We start from the raw sequence: 21,247 nt of genomic DNA, 5'->3' as shown, positions 1-21,247 counted from the left end.
CGGCGGCGCTCCGGCAAAGAAAAAGCCAGGGACGCTTTCGTCCCTGGCTTTGGTGGGTCCTTCAATTTGCGGATGCGCTTCTCAGCGCTGTGTCTCCAGCCCCAGGGCGATCTGCTCGGGGGTGATGGGGATCTCCCGATGCCACACCCCGGTGGCCCGGTAGATGGCGTGGGTCAGGGCGGGGGCGGGGGTGTTGATGACGATCTCCCCGATGGACTTGGCCCCAAAGGGACCGGTGGGCTCATAGCTGTGCTCAAATTCCACCCGCAGATGGCCCATGTCCAGCCGCGTGGGCAGCCGGTATTGCAGGAAGGAGGACTGGATGGGTTTGCCCCACCGGTCATACTGGATGTCCTCCATCAGGGTGTGGCCGATGCCCTGAACGATGCCGCCTTCGGCCTGGATGCGGGCCAGGGCGGGGTTGATGGGGATGCCGCAGTCCACCACCGCCATGTAGTCCAGCACCTCCACGTGGCCGGTCTCTTTGTCCAGCTCGATCTCCACCATGCCCACCATATAGGGCGGGGGAGAGACAGGGGAGGAGTGGGTGGCGGTGACCTCGGCGGCCCGGTTGTTGAACACCTGGCTCTTGTAGCCGATCTGCTCCAGGCTGACCGTCTCCCCGGTGGAGGCACGGCGGACCTGCCGGCCCTCAAACAGGACCTCGCCGGCGCTGCAATGGAGAAGGTCGGCGGCGATGGCGCACAGCCGCTCTTTCATCTCGTCGCAGGCTTTTTCCACCGCCTTGCCGGTGATATAAGTGGTGGAGGAGGCGTAAGAGCCCGAATCATAGGGAGACACATCGGTGTCCGCCCCGTGTACGGCTACGTCGTCCACGTCGCAGTCCATGCACTCGGCCACCATCTGGGCCAGGATGGTATCGCAGCCGGTGCCCATATCAGCAGCGCCGATGATCAGGTTGTAGGTGCCGTCCTCGCTCAGTTTGAGGGTGGCAGAGCCCACATCCACGTTAGAGATGCAGGAGCCCTGCATGGCCATAGCCACGCCGGCTGCCCGGACTTTGCCGTTGCCCATGTCCCGCACGGGGTACTTTTCGTCCCAGTGGAACATCTGGCGGCAGTGCTCCATGCAGCGGTCCAGGGCGCAGGCGTTGGCCATCTCGTTGTAGTAGGCGGGCATCTGCATCCCTTCCCGGACCATGTTGCGGTCCCGGATGCGGGTGGGATCGAGGCCCAGCCGCTCGGCCAGCTCGTTGACGGTGGTCTCCAGGGCATAGATGCCCTGGGTGGCGCCATAGCCCCGGTAAGCCCCGGCGGCCTGGGTGTTGGTGTAGACCACATCGTAGCTGAAGCGGTAGGCTTCCAGGCAGCCGCTGTACAGGGGGATGGATTTGTGGCCCGAAAGGCCCACGGTGGTGGGACCGTGCTCCCCGTAAGCTCCCGAGTTGGAGAGGGTGTACAGGTCGATGCCGCGGATGCGGCCCTCCCGGTCGGCGCCCAGCCGGACCCGGATCTGCATCTCATGGCGGGGGCTGCCGGCGGTCTGGGCTTCCTCCCGGGTGTAGATCAGCTTGGCGGGGCGCCCGGTCTTGAGGGTGACGAAAGCGGGATACACCTCGCACACGGCTGTCTGTTTGGCCCCGAAGCCGCCGCCGATGCGGGGCTTCTCCACCCGGATGCGGCTTTTGGGGATGCCCAGGGCATGGGACAGAATCCGCCGCACATGAAAGACGATCTGGGTGGAGGACACCACGTGCAGCCGTCCGTAGGGGTCCAGCTCGGTGTAGGTGCGGAACGTTTCCATCATGGCCTGATTGAAGGCCTTGGTGTGATAGGTGCGGTCCAGCACGATGTCACAGCTGGCCAGCACCTGGTCAATGTCCCCGCTGGCGTTGGTATCGCTGGCCACCAGATTGCGGCGGTTGTCCCCGCCCACCGGGCAGGAGGCCCGCCAATCCTCCTCGGGGTGCACCAGCACAGGGTTGTCTTTGGCGGTGCGCAGGTCCAGCACCGCCTCCAGCACCTGGTACTTGACCCGGATGGCCTTCATGGCCTGCAGGGCGGCCTTCTCGGTCTCGGCGGCGACGATGGCCACCGCGTCCCCCGCAAAGCGGACGTGCCGGTCCAGGATCAGGCGGTCATAGGGGGAGGGCTCGGGATAGGTCTGGCCGGCAATGGTGTAGCGCTGCCGGGGCACGTCCTGCCAGGTGTACACTGCGACCACCCCCGGCACCTTCCGCGCGATGGAGGTGTCGATCTCCTCGATGAGGGCGTTGGCGTGGGGGCTGCGCAGGATCTTGACCACCAGGGCATCTCTGGGGGTGACATCGTCGGTGTAGGCCGGCTTGCCCAGCAGCAGCTGCATGGCGTCTTTTTTGCGCACCGGCTTGTGGATGGCGCGGTAATCCTTATGCTCATTGGGCATGGCTGGACCCTCCTTTTTCGCTGCGGCTGTCCAGATAGCTGCGGATGCCCCGCAGCTGCCCCTCGTAACCGGAGCAGCGGCACAGGTTGCCGGCCAGGAAGGCCCGGATCTCATCGTCGGTGGGGTCGGGATTCTCCCGCAGCAGGGCGATGGTGTTCATTACAAAGCCGGGGTTGCAGAAGCCGCACTGATCGGCTCCCTGGTCTGCAATGAAGCCCACAAAGTCGGCCGCTTCCTCCTGCAGCCCTTCCAGGGTCTGTACCGTGCGGCCGGCGGCCCGGACGGCCAGCATCGAGCAGGACAGGACGGGCACGCCGTCCAGCAGGACGGTGCACAGCCCGCAGCCCGAAGTATCGCATCCGCGTTTGACGCTCAGACAGCCGTGCCCCCGCAGAAAGTCGATCAGCAGGCAGTCGGGGTCCACAAAATCCGTCACCGGCCGCCCGTTGAGGGTCAGTTTGATCTCGATCATTCCTGGATACCTCCCACTTCCAGCGCGGCGCGCCGCACCAGTACCTTTACAAGATGGGTCCGATAGGCGGCGCTGCCCCGGACATTGCTGCCGGTGGGAGTGTGCCGGGCGGCCCACTCCGCAAAAGCCCGGGCGCTGTCGGGGGTGATGCCCCCTGCCAGCAGCCCTTCCTGGTCCCGCAGCACCATGGCCCGGCCCGGCCTGGCCCCGATCACGGCCCGGTACTCCCCGCCGATATGGGAAAAGGCGCAGGTCAGCACCGGCAGGTCGGTGCGCTGGACCCGCATGGCCTGATAGGCAAAAGTCCCGGGGGTCTTGCGGATCACAGCCCGCACCAGCAGGTCCCGGTCATAGGGCATGGCTGCGAACTGCTCCAGAGGCACAAGGCCGCCCTTGTACAGTTCCACGTCGGTATCCATGGCCAGCAGGACGGTCAGCACATCCGAAAAGCCGAACCGGCCCCACAGGCTGCCCCCCACCGTGGCCATGTTGCGGAACTGCACCCCCACGATATCCCGGACGGCCCGGCCCAGGGCGCCCTGGGTGTAGGCCTGCAGGCCGGGGTGCTGCTCCAGCTGGCGCAGGGTGGCCATGGCCCCCAGGGTGAACCGGCTGTCATCCTCCTGGATGGCGTCCAGACCCAGGCCGTACAGGTCAATGGCGGTGCCTACGCTGCCGCTCTCCATTTTGGTCCAGAGCATCCCGGCCAGGATGCGGGAGCCCCGCTTCTGGTTGAGCTGGTAGGCCTCCTCCAGGCTCTGGGGCCGGACATAGTTGCGTATGTTGATCATGGTCTGCATCCTCTGCTTATTCTCACGCTGCCCCGCAGAAAAAAGACGGGGCCCAAAGTTTCCATACCCTGTTATTATACCAGCAAGCCTTGCTTTTGGGAAGGGAAATTGCTATAATTGCGTTATAGTTTCAAAACAACAACGGTGAGGAGAACAGAACCATGAAATGGAACAAGATCCTATCCCTGGCCCTGGCGGCTGCCATGGCCTTATCGGCGGCGGCCTGCGGCGGCCAGAGCGCGTCCGGCTCGTCCGCCGTATCCGCCGCCTCCAGCCAGGCGGCCGTATCTTCGGCGCCGGCTTCCTCTGAGGCCGCCAGCCAGCCGCAGGCGGACAGCGCCGCCCAAACGGCCTACCCCGTCACCCTGACCGACCAGGCGGGCCGGCAGGTGACCATCGAGGCCGAGCCCGAAAAGCTGGTCAGCGGCTATTACATCTCCACCAGCCTGCTCATTGCCCTGGGTCTGGAGGACCAGCTGGTGGGCATCGAGGCCAAGGCGGACAGCCGGCCCATTTACGCCCGCAGCGCTCCCGAACTGCTGGATCTGCCCAGCGTGGGCACCGCCAAGCAGTTCGACCTGGAAGGATGCCTTGCGCTGGAGCCCGATCTGGTGATCCTGCCCCTCAAGCTGCAGGACAGCGCCGACACCCTTGCGGAAATGGGGATCCCGGCCCTGGTGGTCAACCCCGAGGACCAGGACCTGCTGAACGAGATGACCAGCCTGATCGGCCAGGCCACCAACACCGCGGACCGGGCCGACGCCCTGCTGGACTTTGTCGCACAGCAGGAGGCCGCCCTGGCCGAAAAGCTGGACGGCGTTGAAACGCCCAGCGTCTATCTGGCCGGCAACTCGGACTTTTTGTCCACCGCAGGGGACGCCATGTACCAGTCGGACATGATCCGGATGGCCGGCGGCGTCAATGCGGCGGCTGAGATCACCGACACCTACTGGGCCAATGTCAGCTATGAACAGATCCTGGCGTGGGACCCCGCCTACATCATCCTGGCTTCGGACGCGGCCTACACGGTGGAGGACGTGCTGAACGATCCCGCCCTGGCGGGCTGCGCCGCCGTGGAGAACGGCAGCGTCTACCAGGTGCCGGGGGACGCCGAGGCCTGGGACAGCCCGGTGCCCAGCGGTATCCTGGGGTCGGTGTGGCTGGCGTCGGTGCTGCATCCGGACCGGTGCCCCGAGAGCGAGGCCGTGCAGGTGTACAACGATTTCTATGAGAGCTTCTATGGTTTCACCTACAGCGAAAACTAAGATGCTGTGCGCAGCCGGGGCCGCCTTGTTGGCAGCCCTGGCTGCTGCCAGTTTATTCACCGGGAAATACCCCCTGACCCTGGCCGGCCTGCTGGCGGGGGAACCCATGCAGCTGCAGGTATTCTGGTCGCTGCGGTTCAGCCGGACGGTGGTGGGAGCCGCCGGGGGCTTTGCCCTGGGAGCGGCGGGGTTTGTCTATCAGACCGTGTTCCGCAACCCTCTGGCCTCCCCCGATGTGATCGGGGTGTCCTCGGGGGCCAGCGCCGGTGCGGCGGCGGGCATCCTCTTTTTACAGGGGGCGGCGGGGGTCACCCTGGCCGCCTTTGGGGGCGCGCTGGCCGCCGTGGGTCTGGCTCTGGGCCTGTCCGCCCTGGACCGGTCGGGCCGCCACAGCACCATCGTGCTGGCGGGCATTGCGGTGCACGCCCTGGCCCAGACCGTCCTGATGTGCCTCAAGCTGACCGCAGACCCCGAGCGGGAGCTGGCCAGCATCGAGTACTGGATCATGGGCAGCCTGAACGGCGTCACCTCCGACACCATGGGCGGCAGCCTGGCCCTGTGCGCCGTCAGCGTGGGGGCGCTGTTCCTGCTCCACCGGCAGATCCTCCTGCTGGCAGCGGAGGAAGGGGAGGCCCGGATGCTGGGGGTACAGGTGGGCCGGCTGCGGCTGGCCGTCCTGCTGGCAGCCACCCTGGCGGTGGCCTGTGTGGTCAGCCTCACCGGGCTGATCAGTTTTGTGGGCCTGCTGGCTCCCCACGCGGCGCGGATGCTGACCGGGCGCAGCAGCCTGGGAACCATGCTGCTGGGCGGCCTGCTGGGCGGCGTACTGCTGACCGGCGCGGACATCCTGGCCCGCAGCGCGGCGGCGGTGGAGCTGCCGGTGAGCATCTTCACCAGCCTGCTGGGCGCGCCCTTTTTGATCTTTCTGATCCTGCGCGGGAGGGTGAGGGCATGAGCTTTTTTACGGTGTCCGGCCTGGGGGCCGGCTATGGGGACAGGGCGGTGCTGCGTGAGGTGTCCTTTGCGCTGGAGGCTGGGCAGCTGGTGGGAGTGCTGGGCGCCAACGGCAGCGGCAAGACCACCCTTTTGAAGGCGGTGTGCGGTATCCTGCCCCATACAGGCCGGTGCACGCTGGAGGGGGCCGGTCTGGAGGGCCTTTCGGCCCGGCAGCTGGCCCGGCGGTGCAGCTATATCCCCCAGCGCAGCGGCATCGGCATCGACCTGCCGGTGCTGGATGTGGTGCTGATGGGGTTCAATCCGTGGCTGGGCTTGCTGGAGCAGCCCACCCCCGCCATGCGCGCCCGGGCCGCCGCCGCCCTGGCCCAGGTGGGGTTGGCCGGCCGGGAGCAGGAGAATTACCTGCATCTGAGCGAAGGCCAGAAGCAGCTGTGCATCCTGGCCCGCACCCTGGCGGCGCAGGGGCAGCTGCTGCTGTTGGACGAGCCCGAAAGCGCCCTGGATTTCCGCTACCGCTACCGGATGCTGGCCCTGCTGCGGGGCTGGGCAGCAGAGGGCGGGCGGGCAGCCCTGGTGACCCTGCACGACCCGGGCCTTGCCCTCAACTGCTGCGACAGGCTGCTGATCCTGGCGGAAGGCGGGGTGCAGGGGGTATTGGCTCCCAAAACCGACCCGCTGCCCCGGATGGAGGAGCAGCTGTCGGCGGTGTATGGAGCGGTCAGCCTGGCCCGATGCAGGGACCGGGCGGGCCGGGAGCAGCTTGTGATGCTGAAAGAACCTGACTAAAACGGAGGTACGACGGATGCAGGCAGTGACCCGGGTCATCTTTCTGGATGAAGATGGGGAGAAGTTCTTTGGCGAAGGCCCCTGCCGTCTGCTGCACGCAGTGGAGCAGACGGGCAGCCTGCGGGCTGCGGCCCAATCGATGGGGATGGCCTATACCAAGGCCCTCAAACTGGTGCGGCACGCCGAAAAAGCCCTCGGCTTTGCCTTGACCGAGCGGACTGCGGGAGGCAGGGACGGAGGCGGCAGCAGCCTGACGGCCCAGGGAAAGGAGTGGCTGAGGCAATATGAACGATATCGGGACGCCTGCGTGGAGGCCAACCGCCAGCTGTACCTGGCGTGCTTTCCGCAGCAGCGGTAAAAAGCATCTGCTGCTGACCGGGGGCCGGGGCAGCGGCAAGACCACCCTGCTGCGGGCCCTGCAGCCCCTGCTGTCCGCCGGACCCTGGCCGGGGGTGACTACATGGGCCCGGCCCGGCGCCGGGGTGTGGCTGCGGCAGGAACCGGAGGGCGCTGTGGTCCAGGCGGGACGCTTTGACCCCGCGCTCCCCGGGCCGGAGAACCGGATGCGGCCCACCGGCGGCTTTGACGCTTTGGGGGTGGAAGCGCTGGAGCAGGCGGCCCGGGCTCCCGGCCAGTGGGCCGCCATCGATGAGATCGGCTATCTGGAATGCGGCAGCTCCGCCTATTGCCAGGCCATCCTGCGCCTGATGGGCAGCAAGCGGCTGTTGGCGGCGGTGCGCAAACAGGACCTGCCCTTTCTGCGGCAGCTGTGCGCCCGGCCCGACGTGTTCTGCCTGGACCTGGACCGCCCTCTGGGCCGTGCAGGCTGCGTGGTGATGGCTTCGGGGCTGGGGCGGCGGTTCGGGGGCAATAAGCTGCTGGCCCCGCTGGGAGGCAGGCCTCTGCTGTCCTATGTGCTGGCATCCACCGAAGGGCTGTTTGCCCGGCGTGTGGTGGTGACCCGGAATCCCGACACGGCGGCGCTCTGCCGGCAGCAGGGGATACAGACGGTGCTCCACAGCCTGCCCGGCCGCAGCGATACCATCCGGCTGGGGCTGGAGGCGGCGACGGCAGAGGGGACGCTGGACGGATGCCTGTTCTGCCCCGGAGACCAGCCCCTTTTGCGGCGGGAGACGGCAGCGGCCCTGGCGCTGTGCGGGGCTGCCGTGCCGGACAAGATCTGGCGGGCGGCCTGGCAGGGGACGCCCGGCGCGCCGGTGTGGTTCCCGGCCTGGAGCTTTGGGGAACTGGCGGCCCTGAGCCAGGACCAGGGCGGGGGATGGGTGCTGCGCCGCCACCCGGAACAGGTGGGCCTGGTGGAGGCATCCAGCGGCGCCGAGCTGGCCGACGTGGACACCCGGGAGGACCTGCAGCGGATGCGATTTGGGCACATGAAATAAGTATTACACATAAGTACGACTTATTTTCCGCTTGCTTTATGCCGGATTTTAAGATATAATGTCCTGCGTTGGCTTTTTTGAGCGAAGTTTGGAAAGTGAGGAAATCAAATGAGCAATCCCTCTCAGGCGAACGTCGAGCTGATGAAGTTTGACGGCAAGCCCTCCTGGGCCGCCGCCTTCCCCCAGGCCATGCAGCACGTGCTGGCCATGCTGATCGGCAACATCACCCCGCCCATGCTGATCGCAGGCACCTGCGGTTTGTCGGCGGAGGAGAAGATCATGCTGACCCAGGCCGCCATGATCATCGGCGGCATCACCACTCTGCTGCAGCTGTTCCCGGTGTTCGGCTTCGGCATGAAGCTGCCCAACGTCATGGGCGTGGCCTTTGCCTATATGCCCATCCTGACCATCATCGGCCAGCAGTACGGCATTGCGGCCATCTTTGGCTCCCAGCTGGTGGCCGGTTTCGTGTCCATCTTTGTGGGTATGTTCATCGGCCATATCCGCCGGTTCTTCCCGCCCATCGTCAGCGGCACGGTGGTCATGAGCATCGGCCTGTCGCTGTACAAGACGGCCATCAGCTACATTGGCGGCGGCAGCGCCGCCCAGACGAACGGCACCTTCGGCTCGCCCAAGTTCTGGCTGCTGGCCATCCTGACACTGGTGGTCACCCTGGCCTGCAACTTCTTTGGCAAGGGTCTGCTCAAGGCGTCCGGTATGCTGATCGGCATCGTGGTGGGCTACTGCGCCGCCCTGGCCATGGGAGGCGTGGTCAGCTTTGCAGACCTGCAGGCTGCCTCCTGGTTCGCTCTGCCCCGGCCTTTCTACTTTGGGCTGGAGTTCCACTTTGACGCCATCATCATGATGATCCTGATGTATATGGTGCAGGCGGTGCAGACCATCGGTGACGTGTCCTCCACCGCCATCGGCGGCTTTGGCCGGCAGTGCACCGACCAGGAGCTGGGCGGCGCCATCAAGGGCCAGGGCCTCTGCGGCATGATCGGCGCGGTGATCGGCGGTCTGCCCACCGACCCTTACAGCCAGAATGTGGGCCTGATCTGCACCACCAAGGTGGTGGCCCGGCGCGTGTTCGCCATGGTGGGCGTCATCATGCTGGCAGCAGGCATTTTCCCCAAGTTCAGCGGCCTGATGGCCACCATCCCCCAGCCGGTGCTGGGCGGCGCCACGGTCACCGTGTTTGCGGCCATCACCATGTCGGGCATCCAGCTGCTGAATGAGCAGCCTCTGAATTACCGCAACCGGATGATCGTGGGCATCGCGCTGGCCATTGGTCTTGGCATCGACGCTGCCCCCGATATCCTGCAGTTCGTGCCCCAGCTGGCGCGCAATATCTTTGGCAGCAGCCTGGTGGTGTCCTTCCTGATCGTGTTCGTGCTGAACCTGATCATCCCCCAGGACGATACCCCCGCAGACTGATCCAATCATAAAAAGTCCTGTCCAGCTGACATGCGCGGATGGACAGGACACATACAGGGAAATTTAGCACTGAGAGTGTGCGAGGCCGCAAGGCCGAGTGCGCGATTCGGCGCTAAATTTTGTCCCCAGGGGGATACCAGGGGGAAGGAATTTCTGACGCGCGACTGCGCGCAGAAATGGGTTCCCCCTGGAGCGTGTCGTTCTTCGACACGCCCAAAAAAAGCCGGACCCCGCAAGGGGCCCGGCTTTTTGGTTTTCAGCGTGCGGGTCAGGCGAACAGCACCCAGAAATAGATGTAAGCGGGGATGATGGCGGCCAGAGTGAAGGGGATGCCGATGCGGCAGAAGTCGCTGGTCTTGACCTCATACCCGGCGCGGCGCAGGATGCCGATGCCGGTGATGTTGGCCGACGCGCCGATGGGGGTGCAGTTGCCGCCCAGAGTAGCGCCGGACAGCAGGCCGAAATACAGCAATGTGGGGTCGATGCCCAGGCCCGCCGCCAGGCTGGTGACCACCGGCAGCATGGTGGCAACATAGGGGATGTTGTCGATAAAGGCCGAGAACAGCACCGAGGCCCACACGATGACGGTGTAGATCACAAAGACGTTGCCCCCGCCCATATGGGCCAGCAGGTTGGCGGCTGCGTCCACCACGCCCATGTGGGTGATGCCGCCGATGACCAGGAACAGGCCGAACAGCAGGCCGATGGTCTCAAAGTCAATGGCCTTGAGAGGGCCGGTGACGGCGGCGGTGTCCTTCTTTTTGAAGTAGTTGTACACAAGACCAATGGCCATCAGGGACAGGCAGATCAGGCCGTTGGTGATATCGGGCTTGTTCGGGATGAAGGAGGCCGAGATCAGCAGCACGATCATGCCCACCAAAAGCACGGTGGGGACATAGTCGGTGACCGGGGTCAGGCTGCCGCTCTTGGGGATGGCGCCCTTTTCCTTACGGAACAGGAACGCCAGGATGCAGGCCGAAGCCACGGCGCCCAGCTCCACCGCCCAGAAGATGCCGGGGCGGCCCTTATAAAAGAAGAAGTCCAGGAAGCTCATGTTGGCATAGGAACCCAGCATGATGGCGGTGGTGTCGCCCACCAGAGTGGCTGCGCCCTGGAGGTTGGAGGACACCGCAATGCCGATGATGAAGGGCACGGGGTTGGTCTTGAGCTTTTTGCAGATCTCCATGGCGATGGGGGCCACCATCAGCACGGTGGCCACGTTGTCCACAAAGGCCGAGATGATGCCCGCAAAGAGGGCCAGTGCCACGGCGGCCATCTGTACATTGGGCACCTTGGCCATGATCATGTCCGCCAGACGGGCGGGCATTTTGCTGTCGATGAACAGCTGCACCAGCCCCATGGTGCCGGCGATCATCATCAGGACGTTGAAGTCGATGGCCCCCAGGATCTGGTCCAGGGGCAGCATGCCGGTGAGGATGAACACCAGCGCAGAGACAAGGGCAATGTATGGCCTGTACTTGCTGAAGGTGAGCATCAGCACATAGGTGATGGCAAAGAGGATCAGGGCGTATAGCATGGGTGAGATCAACTCGCTTTCCGGCCCGAGGGCCAATGTTTGGTGTGCGCGGTAGTATAGGATACTTACCATGGTACAATGAAAGAACCGAAATGTCAAATCAAATCGGCGGCCCTATCGTTCTCATGGGCCGAAAAGAACGGCATAGCGCGGCTTGAGCGCCTGCGGGGCGGCGCGTATCACCTTGATGCCTCCCTTGCAGCCCGGCGGGCCCCAGATGGCAAAGCAGATGCTCTCCCACAGGGCGGCCCGGGCGGCGGTGGAGCGGCGGTCCCCGGCGGGGAGATAGGCGGGCAGGTCGGCCTTGAGAGCCAGCAGGGCGTCCAGGCTGGCGGTGCTGGCGGCCAGCTTGGCAAAGGTGGGACCGGGCCGCAGCCGCCCGGCTGCCTGCACCCCGCGCACCAGCACCGGCAAAACCTCGGGGACAAAGCCGGTCTGGGCGATCAGCGTGTGGAGGAACTTTTCCACCAGATGGGCCTGGGCCGGACCGCACAAAGCCAGATGGTCACAGGCCAGGGGCCAGTATTGGGGACTGGCCAGGGCCAGGGCGAACACCGCAAAGGCGCCGGGCACAGCCTGGGGGAGGTTGGTGTACTGGGCTTTGGGCCGGGCCGCCAGCCGGGCATAGGTCTGGATGGCCGGGTGCAGGGCGGGATACCGCGCCGCACAGGCGAACAGCTGGTTGACGCCCTTTTTGGGCAGGCCGGGCAGATAGTCCCTGGCAGGACCGCGGTACTCGATGGCGTAGCTGTGGGGGAAGCAGGGCTGCTGCACCACGCGGCACAGATAGTCCAAAGCCTCAGCATAGGCGGCCGGGCTGTCCTCTTTGACCAGAAGGCGGATGGAGGCCATGGCGTCGTTGGCGCAGGCGGTCAGCCGGGGCGTTTTGCAGCGCTGCAAGTCGGAGGGCAGCTGGCCGGTGCCCTGTTCCTTCAGCTGCTGCGCAAGGCCGGGGCAGAGCGCTGCCGCCAGCTGAAAGACGCTGCACTGGGGCAGGGGCCCGCCCGAACCATAGACCATATGGCACACCGCCACATAGCACCCGAACCGCAGCAGGGGCTCTGAGACGGGCTGGTCCGGCTGGGCGTACCGCCGCAGGATCTGCTGTTCTACAAATTTGTCCAAAGGGAAGGCAAGCTCCCGCCAGGCGGTCAGCTGCCGCAGGGCGCTGCAAAGATCCATCGCTTCCGAACAGGGAAAATCCAGGGGGTCCGCCCCGGTCAGGTAGCGCTCCAGCAGCTGCCCCGGGGTGAAACTGCAGCAACCGCCGGGGGCGTACACGGCGGGCGGCAGGGCGCTGGCGTCGGCCTGGGCGGCGCCTGCCAGCACCGCCTGGATGCACAGATCCGCCTGGCGCTGCACATCGGGGGAAAAAGGGCTTTTGGCAGGGGTCAGGGGACGGGGCTCGTCGGAATGGGTCATGGTGGGATCCCTCCTTATGCAAAACGCCCCGCGCCGCCCCGCCGGCAGGGCAGGGAAGGGCGCAGGGCGCAAAAAGACCACAGGATGCCCGCCGGCATCCATGCCGGCAGACCGGACAGAGAAAACAGGACGAACGTGGATTTCATGGCGGGCCTCATGGAACGAAACAGAAAAGGGCGGCGGACGATCGGACAGCTTTGCAGTTATTATAGCACAAATTGTCCAAAAAGTCCCGCCTGTATGGCATCTGTGGGCCGGAAAGAAGGACAGGGGCAAAAGGGGCCTGCGCCATTGCGCCCGGAGGCCGGGCTGTGCTATAATGAAGCGGAAAAGCCGCCGCCCAGGCTGCGGCCCGGCGGAACGGCCATCCTTTGCAGACGGAACAAGGAGGACGGGCAATGAAGGACAAGACATTGGATGTGGTGGCTCTGGGAGAGCTGCTGATCGATTTCACCCAGAACGGGCTTTCGGAGCAGGGCAACCCCCTGTTTGAGGCAAACCCCGGCGGCGCGCCCTGCAACGTGCTGGCCATGCTGCGCAAGCTGGGCAAGCGCTGTGCCTTTGTGGGCAAAGTGGGCCGGGACGGCTTTGGCCGCCAGCTGGCCCGGGTCGCGGAGGAGGCGGGCATTGACCTGCAGGGCCTGCGGTATGATCCCGACGTACACACCACCCTGGCCATCGTGCAGACCTTGCCCGGGGGCGACCGGGATTTCAGCTTTTACCGCAAGCCGGGGGCGGACGCCAACCTGACGGTGGAGGACCTGGACCAGGAGCTGATCCAGAGCTGCCGGATCTTCCACTTTGGCACCCTGTCTTTGACCGGGCAGCCCTGCCGCGCCGCCACCCAGAAGGCGGTGGCCCTGGCCAGGGAGGCGGGCGCTCTCATCTCCTTTGACCCCAATCTGCGGGAGCCTTTGTGGGACAGCCTGGAGGAGGCAAGGGAGCAGATCGCCTGGGGGCTGGCCCGGTGCGACATCCTCAAGATCTCCGACAACGAGCTGCTGTTCATGACCGGGCAGAGCGACTTTGAAAAGGGTGCGGCCATCCTGCAAAAGCAGTACCCCAACATCCGGCTGATGAACGTCACCGCCGGGGCGCAGGGCAGCTATTCCTTCTGCGGGGAGGCGCACACCTTCCAGCCCGGCTGCACTTTGGGCGGCGTCATCGAGACCACCGGGGCCGGGGATACCTTTTGCGCCAGCGTGCTGAACTTTGTGCTGGAGCATGGCATCGAGGGTCTGACTCGGCCGGACCTCGACCAGATGCTCCGCTTCGCCAACGCCGCGGCCTACCTGGTCACCACCAAAAAGGGCGCCATCCGCTCGATGCCCGAACCCGAACAGGTGGAGGAGACCATGGCCAAAGCCTATCCGAACCCGTGATCCTGCGGGACTGGACGCTCCGATCAAAGAGAAAAACAGGGAACGGCATCCGCTGCCCGGGTGGGGCGGGATGCCGTTCCCTGTTGTTTTTGGCCGGGACGGCGCTTTTCAGGACGTCTGGTCCGGAGGGTCGGGGACCACGGTACTGACGATTTGGGTGCGGGACCAGCGCTCATAATAGAGGGGTTTGCGCAGCAAAGCCAGCACCAGGGCAAAGAACAGCCCGAACAGGTATCCGCCGGTCAAAAGGGTGCGCAGCACCGGGGCGGCCAGCGCGCCCACATGGCTGGCATCGGACCAGGCCAGAAGGAGCGCATCGAGCAGGAAGGGCAGTCCCCACACGCCTGCCAGCAGCAGGCCGTAGCGCAGAGGGTATTGGTACCAGCTGGCTTTCTGGCCGCCGGTGCGCAGGATGCGGGTGCGGGTCAGGCGCTTGCCGGGGGTCTGGCCGCCCATCAGAAGGGGCATCAGGCTGAAATAGCCCCACAGGAACAGGGGCAGCCACCGGGCGGGCAGGGCCTGGCCCAAAACCAGCGCCGACACCATAAAGAACAGGGGGCTGGCGACGGCGGCGCAGGCGCAGTCCACCAGAAAGGAGAAGGCCCGCCGCGCCAGGGATACCGAAGCGCCCCGGCGCAGGCTGGTGGCGTCCAGCTCCTGGCGGCTGGGCAAAAGGCGTCCCACAGGGCCGGCCAGGGCCCAGCCTGCCATGCTGCCCGCCGTGTTGACCAGCAGGTCATCCACATCGAACAGGCGGTAGCTGCCGGGATAGATGAAGTACAGCCCGCTGAGCTGGGTCAGCTCGAAAAAGAGGGTGAGGGCAAAGGAAAGCCCCAGGGCCTTTTTCCAGCCGCAGCAAAAGTAGTACCGCAGGTAGACGCCGAAAGGCAGGGTCATGAAAAAGTTGTAGAAGGTGACCCAGAACGTGCTGCTGTCCAGGATGGAAGGCCAGGTGGCGGGCTGGGTCAGCGCCGCGCCGGACTGCTGGGCGATCTCCCTGACGAACCAGAAGGGGATCAGCTGGGCCTGCCGCCCCTGCAGCGCGGCGGCCTCCTGAGGAGAGGGCAGGGGAAGGATCACCAGACAGTAGACGCACAGCAGATACAGGATGAACGAGTAGACGATCAGCACACGGAGGCTGAGCACCGACCCGTATTTGTGGTAATTGAACGCGATATAGGGGATGGTGAACAGCACGACGATGATGGGATAGATCACCGCCGCCTGCCCGAGCACCTGGATGTATGGATTCATAGGCCCCTGCCTCCTGTTGCAGTGTCAGGCCCGGGGGCCCGCGGCTTCATTGTAGCACCGGCCCGGGCCGCTTGTAAAGGGGAGGGATTGCAGCTGCCGGAGCCTTTGTGTTATAATAACGGCGTAACAAGAACCGCCCGGGCCGGGCTGCCTGAGCAAAGGAGGGGTGTTGTCGTGGCGACACAGGACAAGAAAGAACTGCCGGCCTGCCCGGTGGAGACGACCCTGATGCTGATCGGGAACAAATGGAAGGTGCTGATCCTGCGCGATCTGATGCCGGGCACCAAACGCTTTGGCGAGCTGCAGCGCTCGGTCGGGCATGTGTCCCAGAAGGTGCTGACCGCACAGCTGCGGGAGATGGAGGCCCAGGGGCTTGTGCTGCGCACCGTCTACCCCGAGGTGCCGCCCCGGGTGGAATACAGCCTGACCGCCCTTGGCCGCAGCCTCAAACCCATCCTGGATGTGATGGGCGCCTGGGGCGAGGAATACAAGGCGCATGCGTGATCGCGCCGCCGGCCCTTCCCGGAACGTCATGCAAAAACACCCCCGTCTTTTGAAAGAGGCGGGGGTGTTTAACGTTGTGTGGCCGTGTCACCGCCGGGGGTGGTCCTGGGCCAGCTGGCATTGCAGTTTGTGACGCAGGTAGTCCAGGCGGGCCAGCTGTTTTTCTTCAAAGTGGATCTGCTCCAGCACGGCGGCGCGGCGGCGCTCCAGCATCGAAAGACAGGCCTGGCAGCCGCAGTCCCGGGTCAGCTGTCCCATATAGGCTTCCACCTCGTCCAGGGTGAAGCCGATGTCCTGGAGGGTCATCATCAGGCTCAGGCGCTCCAGGTCCTGGTCGCTCCAGTGATCCAGCGCCCCGGGTCCGTAGACCCGCCGGTAGGCCTCCAGCAGCGAAGGCGGGATATGATAGCAGCCGCAGGCTTTTTGGATATCCATGGGCGTTTCCTCCTTGCAGCCTCTATTGTAGGCCGCAAAGAGCCGGATGTCTAATACTTATTCCGTATGGACGGGCATACCCGCTCTGCATCTTTCAGACGCCGGCGGGCTGCGCCCCGGCGGTTTGCGCCCCGGCGGACTGGATGTGCAGATGGAACTCGTTGACCAGGGGCGAAAAGACCTGGTCTTTTTTCCAGGCCAGGACCACCCCGCTCTCCATGGCGGGGGCCAGGGGCACAAAGCGCAGCTGGTCGGACAGGTTGCCCAGATCAAAGCCCATAGCGATGCCCACCCCGTTTTCCACCATGTTGACGGCGTTCAGCATCAAATTGAAGGTGCCGGCCACTTCCAGATGGTTCCACTGGTCCCCAAACCAGCTCTCCAGCTCGGTGACCACCTGATAGCGGCTGCTCATCAGAAGAGGCCAGGGAGCCAGGTCCTGGGGCGTCACCCCGTCCAGCTGGGCCAGGGGACTGTCTTTGGGCACCAGCACCCCCCACCGGTCCCGCTGGGGCAGACGGAGAAAGGCGTAGCGGCCGATCTCCACCGGCTCCACCAGCAGCCCCATGTCCAGCAGGCCGTTTTCCAGCCGCTCCTTGATGTCGTCGGCGTTGGCGCTGTGGATCCGGAACCGCACCTGGGGGTGCAGCGCCCGGAAGGAGCGCACCTGCGCCGACAAGAAATTCATCCCCCGGGTCTCGCCGGCCCCGATGGAGATCTCTCCCGACAGCTCGGCGCCCCGGCGCGCAAATTCCTGCTCGGTCTTTTCGGCCAGTTCCACGATCTCCTGGGCCCGGCGGCGCAGCAGCATACCGTCCTCGGTGAGGACGATGCGGTATTGACTGCGGCGGAACAGCTTGACCCCCAGCTCCTCCTCCAGCTGCATCAGCTGACGGGACAGGGTGGGCTGGGTCAGATGCAGCAAGGCCGCCGCCCGGGTGATGTTCTCCTCCCGTGCCACCGCAAGAAAGTAACGCAATACACGCAGTTCCATACCATCCCTCCTGTCACAAGAGTACCACATCCCGGCCCAAAAGAAAAGGGGCAGGGTGGATCTGTTGGTCCAGCGCATTGTGTTTGCGCGGCAAATCATGTATAATAAAAGAGAAAATGCACACCCGGTGCGCTGCACCGACAAACACAGGAAGGTCTTCATGAACGATCTGCAAAATGCCCCGGTATCGCCCGCCCCGGCGGGGCGCAGCACCTTGCTGGTGGTGGATGACGATGTCATCAACTGCGGCATCCTGGAACATATCTTTTCACCCTATTACAACATCGGCATGGCCCACGACGGCCAGGCCGGGCTGGACTATATCCTGGAGCGGCAGGACAGCCTCTGCGCCGTGCTGCTGGATGTGGTGATGCCCCGGATGGACGGCCTGCAGGTGCTGCGCCAGCTGGCCGCCCGGGGCCTGCCCGAGCGCATCCCGGTCTTTCTCATCACGGCGGAAGCCAGCGGCAGCGTGATGAAAGAAGCCTATGAACTGGGGGTCATGGACGTCATCGGCAAGCCCATCACCCCCTATGTGGTGCTGCGGCGGGTCCAGTCGGTGGTGGAACTGTTCCAGGGCCGCCAGCGGCTGCGCAATGTGGTCCAGCTGCAAAAAGCCGACCTGCTGGCCCAGGCCCAGCAGATCATTGAGCTGAACAGGGGGATGATCGAGGCTCTGGCGGCTGCCATCGAGTTCCGCAGCGAGGAGTCGGGGGACCATGTCCGCCGTATCCACGATATCACCCTCCACCTGCTGGCCCACACGCCCCTGGGCCGGGGTCTGAGCGATGACGTCATCGAGGCGATCGCCCTGGCTTCCATCATGCACGACGTGGGCAAGATCGCTGTGCCCGACAGCATCCTGAACAAGCCCGGCCGCCTGACGGCCGAGGAGTTCGAGATCATGAAGGGGCACACCGTCCAGGGCGCCCGCCTGCTGGAACAGATCCCCCAGCTGCGGGCCAACGGCGCCTATCCCTATGCATGGGATATCGCCCGCCACCACCACGAGCGGTGGGACGGCCGGGGCTACCCCGACGGGCTGAAGGGGCCGGATATCTCGCTGGCGGCGCAGGTGGTATCGCTGGCCGATGTCTACGACGCGCTCAGCTGCAAGCGGGTGTACAAGGACGCTTTTCCGCGGGAGGAAGTGCTGCGGATGATCCGGACAGGGGCGTGCGGCTGCTTCAACCCCTGGCTGCTGGAATGCTTTTTCGGCGTGGAGGAGCAGCTTAGCAGGATGTATCGGAAAGAAACGCTTTGATCGGAGGAGGAATGCCGGATGGATAGGGAACAGATGGAAAAGCTTGCGGCGGCAGGCATCAACGCGGTGGACGCGATGGAGCGGTTTATGGGCAGCGATGCGCTGTACAAAAAATACATGGAGATGTTTGTGCAGGACCGCACCTATTTCGACCTGTGCCGGGCGGTCAGCACCGGAGACTGGCGGCAGGCTCAGGATGCCTCCCATACCCTCAAGGGGATCTGCGGCAATTTGTCCATGACCGTGCTGTACAAGCTGTTCAGCAGCCAGGTGACCCTGCTGCGGGAAGGCCGCAGCGACGAGGCGGCCGCCCTCATGCCCCAGATCGACGACGCCTATGCCAAAGCGGTGCAGGCGGCGGTCCAGATGAGGACCTGGTGAGATGAAGGGACGCTACGACTGGCGCGGCGTGGTCAAAAAGCTGCGCTATTACATCGCGGCCACCGTCATCCTGCTGGCGGCGGGGGTGGTGTTCGCTCTGTTCCTGCGGCGGGTGCTGCTGCAAAATTACCAGACTTTGGAGACTTCGGTGGCCCACAACTATGCCGCAGAGGTGGACGGGGACCTGAACGCCTACCAGGCCCTGTTGTCTCTGGGAGCCGACGGCGTGGAAGCCCGCATCCAGGAAGGGGAGGACCGGCAGCAGGTGCTGGCCTGGGTCCAGCGGTTCCACCAGCGGCTGACCCAGATCTTTGGGGACGATATGCTGGACACCTATGTGGTGTACGAGGGCCGGATCCTGGCCGCCAACCCCTGGCCGGAGGACACGGGATACGATCACACCGCCGCCGGGTGGTATCAGCAGGCCATGGCCGCAGAAGGCCAGGTGATCTTTACCGACATCTACACCGACGCGGTGTCCGGCCGGGATGTGATCACGGTGGCCAAAAAATGCTGGGACTGCGACGCGGTGATGGCCGTCGATATCTTCCCCGAAAACCTGGCCATCGACCTGGAGGGCCTGCCGGTGCTGGAGCGGGCCTCGGTCTATCTGTGCGACGGCAGCAACCATCTGATCTATGCCCGCAGCGCGGTGGATTACAGCGACAGCGACTTCCCGGATTATCTGAACCGGATGCTGCGGGCCATCGATCAGGGCTATTTTGACCGCTACGACTCCTTCGTCACCGACATTGAAGGGGCCCGCCGCGGGGTGTACCATGCCACCACCGCCAGCGGCTGGCGGGTGATCATCACGGTGCCGGTGGACGCCATGCTGGCCAACCTGCGCCAGTTCTATCTTCTGTTCGGGCTGGTCATGCTGGCGTGGATCGCGGGCTTTGTGGTGGTGGTCTGGCGCAACCTGCGGCTGGACGCGCTGGTGTCCCGCACCAGCGAGACGGTGCAGGTGCTCAGCAATTCGTATTACGGGCTGTTCCGCATCAACTATGCCCAGAACACCTACGAGATGATCAAGGGCTCGGCTTATGCCCGGTGGCGCCTGGCGAGCACCGGCAGCTACGACCAGTTTTTGCAGGTGATCGGGGACGTGATGGAGCCGGACACCAACGCCGACTTCCGCAACAGCTTCTCGCTGGCCAGCATCCGGGACCTGGTGGCAGGCAATATCCGGGACTACGGCGGCGACTTTCTGGGCAAATATGAGACAGGGGACCGGTGGATCAACGTGCGGGTCCTGTTCGACGAGACCCTGGCCCCCGAGGAGGCGGTGCTCTGCTTCCGCGAGGTGGATCAGGACAAGCGCCGCCAGCTGCAGGAGCACAAGCTGCTGGAGGAAGCCCTGGCCAACGCCCGCAAGAGCGAAAAGGCCAAGCAGGCTTTCTTCAACAATATGTCCCACGATATGCGCACCCCCCTCAACGCCATTCTGGGCCTGCTGGATCTGGCCCGCCAGCACGCCGAACAGCCGGACAAGGTGCGGGAGTACCTGGACAAGATCGGCTATTCCGGCCGGCAGCTGCTGGATCTGGTGAATGACATCCTGGATATGTCCCGGATGGAGCAGGGCAAGGTGGTGCTGGACAACCAGGCCTTTGACCTGGCCCAGTGCATCCAGGCCTGCACCGACTCGTTCAAGCCGCAGGCCGCCCGGGAGCACAAGGCCTACACCGTCACCTGCCAGATCCAGGAGGCCCATGTGATGGGGGATGCCAGCCGCATCACCCAGATCCTCAACAATCTCCTTTCCAACGCCTTTAAGTTCACCACCGAGGGGGACAGCGTCTCGGTGTCGGTGCGGCAGATGGGCGGCCCGCCCACCCCGCAGTACCAGATCGTGGTGCAGGATACCGGCGTGGGGATGTCGGAGGAGTTCCAGACCCAGCTGTTCGAGCCCTACGCCCGGGAGACCCGCTTTTTCTCCCGTCAGGTGGTGGGTACCGGACTGGGGATGCCCATTGTCAAGAGCCTGGTCACCCAGATGAGCGGCCAGATCTATGTGGAGAGCAAACTGGGCCAGGGCACCACGTTCACCATCACGGTGCCCTTCATCACGGCGGACGCCGAGGAGGAGAGCCGCCAGCAGCGCCAGCAGCTGCCGGCCGGGGCCTTTTCGCTGGAGGGCAAGCGGATCTTGCTGGCAGAGGACAATATGCTGAACATGGAGATCGCCACCGAAGTGCTGACCATGCACAGCCTGGAAGTGCGCCAGGCGTGGAATGGCCGGGAGGCGGTGGAGACCTTCCAGGCGTCGGAACCCTTTGAGATCGACGCCATCCTGATGGATATGCAGATGCCTCAGATGGACGGCTGTGAGGCCGCCCGCACCATCCGTGCGCTGGACCGTCCCGACGCGGCGACGGTGCCCATCATTGCGGTGACGGCCAATGCCTTTGCAGAGGATATCGCCGCCACCACAGCCGCCGGCATGGATGCCCATATCTCCAAGCCCATCGACTTCAAGGCGCTGTGTTCTACTCTGGAAAATCTGCTGCGCACCCCCCGGGCGCCCGGCAAGGACGGACAGCCCCCGCATCCTTGACTTTTTCAAAATTCAGGAGGA

The 21,247-nt window shown here is 64.8% G+C and carries 19 protein-coding genes; 11 read left to right on the top strand and 8 right to left on the bottom strand.

The window, feature by feature from the left end:
* Positions 1–81: 81 nt before the first annotated feature.
* From B5E66_RS06395 to B5E66_RS06385, 3 genes are read right to left on the bottom strand one after another with little or no spacing between them, the layout of a single operon-like run.
* Positions 82–2,385 carry a xanthine dehydrogenase family protein molybdopterin-binding subunit gene (locus B5E66_RS06395; protein WP_242958112.1) on the bottom strand — a complete coding sequence of 768 codons (2,304 nt, stop codon included), beginning with the start codon at positions 2,383–2,385 and terminating at the stop codon, positions 82–84.
* Entirely contained in the window at positions 2,375–2,854 is a 480-nt protein-coding gene (locus tag B5E66_RS06390; protein WP_087230311.1) for a (2Fe-2S)-binding protein, read from the bottom strand. The genes B5E66_RS06395 and B5E66_RS06390 overlap by 11 nt, the downstream gene beginning before the upstream one ends.
* Complete coding sequence (locus B5E66_RS06385) at positions 2,854–3,648, bottom strand: FAD binding domain-containing protein (protein ID WP_087230307.1); 795 nt, start codon at positions 3,646–3,648, stop codon at positions 2,854–2,856. Before B5E66_RS06385 ends, B5E66_RS06390 begins: the two co-directional genes overlap by 1 nt.
* A 161-nt stretch (positions 3,649–3,809) precedes the next feature.
* Here B5E66_RS06385 and B5E66_RS06380 point away from each other — a divergent pair, with 161 nt between their 5' ends.
* The 6 genes from B5E66_RS06380 (at position 3,810) to B5E66_RS06355 (ending at position 9,493) form a co-directional block, all read left to right on the top strand.
* Positions 3,810–4,913 carry an ABC transporter substrate-binding protein gene (locus tag B5E66_RS06380; RefSeq protein ID WP_087230272.1) on the top strand — a complete coding sequence of 368 codons (1,104 nt, stop codon included), beginning with the start codon at positions 3,810–3,812 and terminating at the stop codon, positions 4,911–4,913.
* The gene (locus B5E66_RS06375) at positions 4,888–5,868 is read left to right on the top strand and encodes a FecCD family ABC transporter permease (protein WP_242958111.1); all 981 of its coding nucleotides are present in this window, start codon (positions 4,888–4,890) and stop codon (positions 5,866–5,868) included. The genes B5E66_RS06380 and B5E66_RS06375 overlap by 26 nt, the downstream gene beginning before the upstream one ends.
* Positions 5,865–6,656, top strand: coding sequence for an ABC transporter ATP-binding protein (locus B5E66_RS06370; protein ID WP_087230266.1), 792 nt, complete (start codon positions 5,865–5,867; stop codon positions 6,654–6,656). The genes B5E66_RS06375 and B5E66_RS06370 overlap by 4 nt, the downstream gene beginning before the upstream one ends.
* A gap of 16 nt (positions 6,657–6,672) precedes the next feature.
* A complete protein-coding gene (locus B5E66_RS06365; RefSeq protein WP_087230262.1) occupies positions 6,673–7,014 on the top strand; it encodes a winged helix-turn-helix domain-containing protein in 342 nt (113 codons plus the stop codon).
* A complete protein-coding gene (locus tag B5E66_RS06360; RefSeq protein WP_087230259.1) occupies positions 6,941–8,056 on the top strand; it encodes an NTP transferase domain-containing protein in 1,116 nt (371 codons plus the stop codon). Before B5E66_RS06365 ends, B5E66_RS06360 begins: the two co-directional genes overlap by 74 nt.
* A gap of 108 nt (positions 8,057–8,164) precedes the next feature.
* Complete coding sequence (locus tag B5E66_RS06355; protein ID WP_087230256.1) at positions 8,165–9,493, top strand: uracil-xanthine permease family protein; 1,329 nt, start codon at positions 8,165–8,167, stop codon at positions 9,491–9,493.
* Positions 9,494–9,761: 268 nt separating this feature from the next.
* Here the strand turns inward: B5E66_RS06355 and B5E66_RS06350 are convergent, their stop codons facing one another.
* On the bottom strand, positions 9,762–11,030 hold the full coding sequence (locus tag B5E66_RS06350) for an SLC13 family permease (RefSeq protein ID WP_087230253.1): 1,269 nt from the start codon (positions 11,028–11,030) through the stop codon (positions 9,762–9,764).
* Between the two features lie 123 nt (positions 11,031–11,153).
* On the bottom strand, positions 11,154–12,452 hold the full coding sequence (locus tag B5E66_RS06345) for a DUF6138 family protein (protein ID WP_087230250.1): 1,299 nt from the start codon (positions 12,450–12,452) through the stop codon (positions 11,154–11,156).
* A 398-nt stretch (positions 12,453–12,850) separates the two neighbouring features.
* Between B5E66_RS06345 and B5E66_RS06340 the strand changes: the two genes are divergently transcribed.
* Positions 12,851–13,834 carry a carbohydrate kinase family protein gene (locus B5E66_RS06340; protein ID WP_087230247.1) on the top strand — a complete coding sequence of 328 codons (984 nt, stop codon included), beginning with the start codon at positions 12,851–12,853 and terminating at the stop codon, positions 13,832–13,834.
* 108 nt (positions 13,835–13,942) lie between these two features.
* Here the strand turns inward: B5E66_RS06340 and B5E66_RS06335 are convergent, their stop codons facing one another.
* The gene (locus tag B5E66_RS06335; protein ID WP_087230243.1) at positions 13,943–15,088 is read right to left on the bottom strand and encodes a VanZ family protein; all 1,146 of its coding nucleotides are present in this window, start codon (positions 15,086–15,088) and stop codon (positions 13,943–13,945) included.
* A gap of 228 nt (positions 15,089–15,316) precedes the next feature.
* Here B5E66_RS06335 and B5E66_RS06330 point away from each other — a divergent pair, with 228 nt between their 5' ends.
* The gene (locus tag B5E66_RS06330; RefSeq protein ID WP_087230304.1) at positions 15,317–15,592 is read left to right on the top strand and encodes a winged helix-turn-helix transcriptional regulator; all 276 of its coding nucleotides are present in this window, start codon (positions 15,317–15,319) and stop codon (positions 15,590–15,592) included.
* A gap of 87 nt (positions 15,593–15,679) precedes the next feature.
* Here B5E66_RS06330 and B5E66_RS06325 read toward each other — a convergent pair whose 3' ends face one another.
* Together B5E66_RS06325 and B5E66_RS06320 are read right to left on the bottom strand one after the other, a co-directional pair.
* Positions 15,680–16,027 carry a MerR family DNA-binding protein gene (locus B5E66_RS06325; RefSeq protein WP_087230240.1) on the bottom strand — a complete coding sequence of 116 codons (348 nt, stop codon included), beginning with the start codon at positions 16,025–16,027 and terminating at the stop codon, positions 15,680–15,682.
* Between the two features lie 94 nt (positions 16,028–16,121).
* Positions 16,122–17,021, bottom strand: a complete 900-nt coding sequence (locus tag B5E66_RS06320) for a LysR family transcriptional regulator (protein ID WP_087230237.1) — start codon at positions 17,019–17,021, stop codon at positions 16,122–16,124.
* A 160-nt stretch (positions 17,022–17,181) separates the two neighbouring features.
* Between B5E66_RS06320 and B5E66_RS06315 the strand changes: the two genes are divergently transcribed.
* Genes B5E66_RS06315 through B5E66_RS06305 form a run of 3 tightly spaced genes read left to right on the top strand, consistent with a single transcriptional unit; the run spans position 17,182 to position 21,226 of the window.
* Positions 17,182–18,285, top strand: coding sequence for an HD domain-containing phosphohydrolase (locus B5E66_RS06315; protein ID WP_087230301.1), 1,104 nt, complete (start codon positions 17,182–17,184; stop codon positions 18,283–18,285).
* Between the two features lie 18 nt (positions 18,286–18,303).
* Positions 18,304–18,666, top strand: coding sequence for an Hpt domain-containing protein (locus B5E66_RS06310; protein ID WP_087230234.1), 363 nt, complete (start codon positions 18,304–18,306; stop codon positions 18,664–18,666).
* A 1-nt stretch (position 18,667) separates the two neighbouring features.
* Complete coding sequence (locus B5E66_RS06305; RefSeq protein ID WP_087230231.1) at positions 18,668–21,226, top strand: hybrid sensor histidine kinase/response regulator; 2,559 nt, start codon at positions 18,668–18,670, stop codon at positions 21,224–21,226.
* Positions 21,227–21,247 lie beyond the last annotated feature (21 nt).

Origin of the sequence: Faecalibacterium sp. An121, from assembly GCF_002160915.1 — a bacterium.
GTDB classification, from domain to species: domain Bacteria; phylum Bacillota; class Clostridia; order Oscillospirales; family Ruminococcaceae; genus Faecalibacterium; species Faecalibacterium avium.
This window is presented reverse-complemented; position numbering and strand designations above follow the sequence as displayed.

Bases quoted from the DNA above. Each gene is read 5' to 3' on its own strand.
- B5E66_RS06395 (WP_242958112.1), bottom strand. From the start codon at position 2,385: ATGCCCAATGAGCATAAGGATTACCGCGCCATCCACAAGCCGGTGCGC.
- B5E66_RS06385 (WP_087230307.1), bottom strand. From the start codon at position 3,648: ATGATCAACATACGCAACTATGTCCGGCCCCAGAGCCTGGAGGAGGCC.
- B5E66_RS06380 (WP_087230272.1), top strand. From the start codon at position 3,810: ATGAAATGGAACAAGATCCTATCCCTGGCCCTGGCGGCTGCCATGGCC.
- B5E66_RS06375 (WP_242958111.1), top strand. From the start codon at position 4,888: ATGGTTTCACCTACAGCGAAAACTAAGATGCTGTGCGCAGCCGGGGCC.
- B5E66_RS06370 (WP_087230266.1), top strand. From the start codon at position 5,865: ATGAGCTTTTTTACGGTGTCCGGCCTGGGGGCCGGCTATGGGGACAGG.
- B5E66_RS06365 (WP_087230262.1), top strand. From the start codon at position 6,673: ATGCAGGCAGTGACCCGGGTCATCTTTCTGGATGAAGATGGGGAGAAG.
- B5E66_RS06360 (WP_087230259.1), top strand. From the start codon at position 6,941: ATGAACGATATCGGGACGCCTGCGTGGAGGCCAACCGCCAGCTGTACC.
- B5E66_RS06355 (WP_087230256.1), top strand. From the start codon at position 8,165: ATGAGCAATCCCTCTCAGGCGAACGTCGAGCTGATGAAGTTTGACGGC.
- B5E66_RS06350 (WP_087230253.1), bottom strand. From the start codon at position 11,030: ATGCTATACGCCCTGATCCTCTTTGCCATCACCTATGTGCTGATGCTC.
- B5E66_RS06345 (WP_087230250.1), bottom strand. From the start codon at position 12,452: ATGACCCATTCCGACGAGCCCCGTCCCCTGACCCCTGCCAAAAGCCCT.
- B5E66_RS06340 (WP_087230247.1), top strand. From the start codon at position 12,851: ATGAAGGACAAGACATTGGATGTGGTGGCTCTGGGAGAGCTGCTGATC.
- B5E66_RS06335 (WP_087230243.1), bottom strand. From the start codon at position 15,088: ATGAATCCATACATCCAGGTGCTCGGGCAGGCGGCGGTGATCTATCCC.
- B5E66_RS06330 (WP_087230304.1), top strand. From the start codon at position 15,317: ATGCTGATCGGGAACAAATGGAAGGTGCTGATCCTGCGCGATCTGATG.
- B5E66_RS06325 (WP_087230240.1), bottom strand. From the start codon at position 16,027: ATGGATATCCAAAAAGCCTGCGGCTGCTATCATATCCCGCCTTCGCTG.
- B5E66_RS06320 (WP_087230237.1), bottom strand. From the start codon at position 17,021: ATGGAACTGCGTGTATTGCGTTACTTTCTTGCGGTGGCACGGGAGGAG.
- B5E66_RS06315 (WP_087230301.1), top strand. From the start codon at position 17,182: ATGAACGATCTGCAAAATGCCCCGGTATCGCCCGCCCCGGCGGGGCGC.
- B5E66_RS06310 (WP_087230234.1), top strand. From the start codon at position 18,304: ATGGATAGGGAACAGATGGAAAAGCTTGCGGCGGCAGGCATCAACGCG.
- B5E66_RS06305 (WP_087230231.1), top strand. From the start codon at position 18,668: ATGAAGGGACGCTACGACTGGCGCGGCGTGGTCAAAAAGCTGCGCTAT.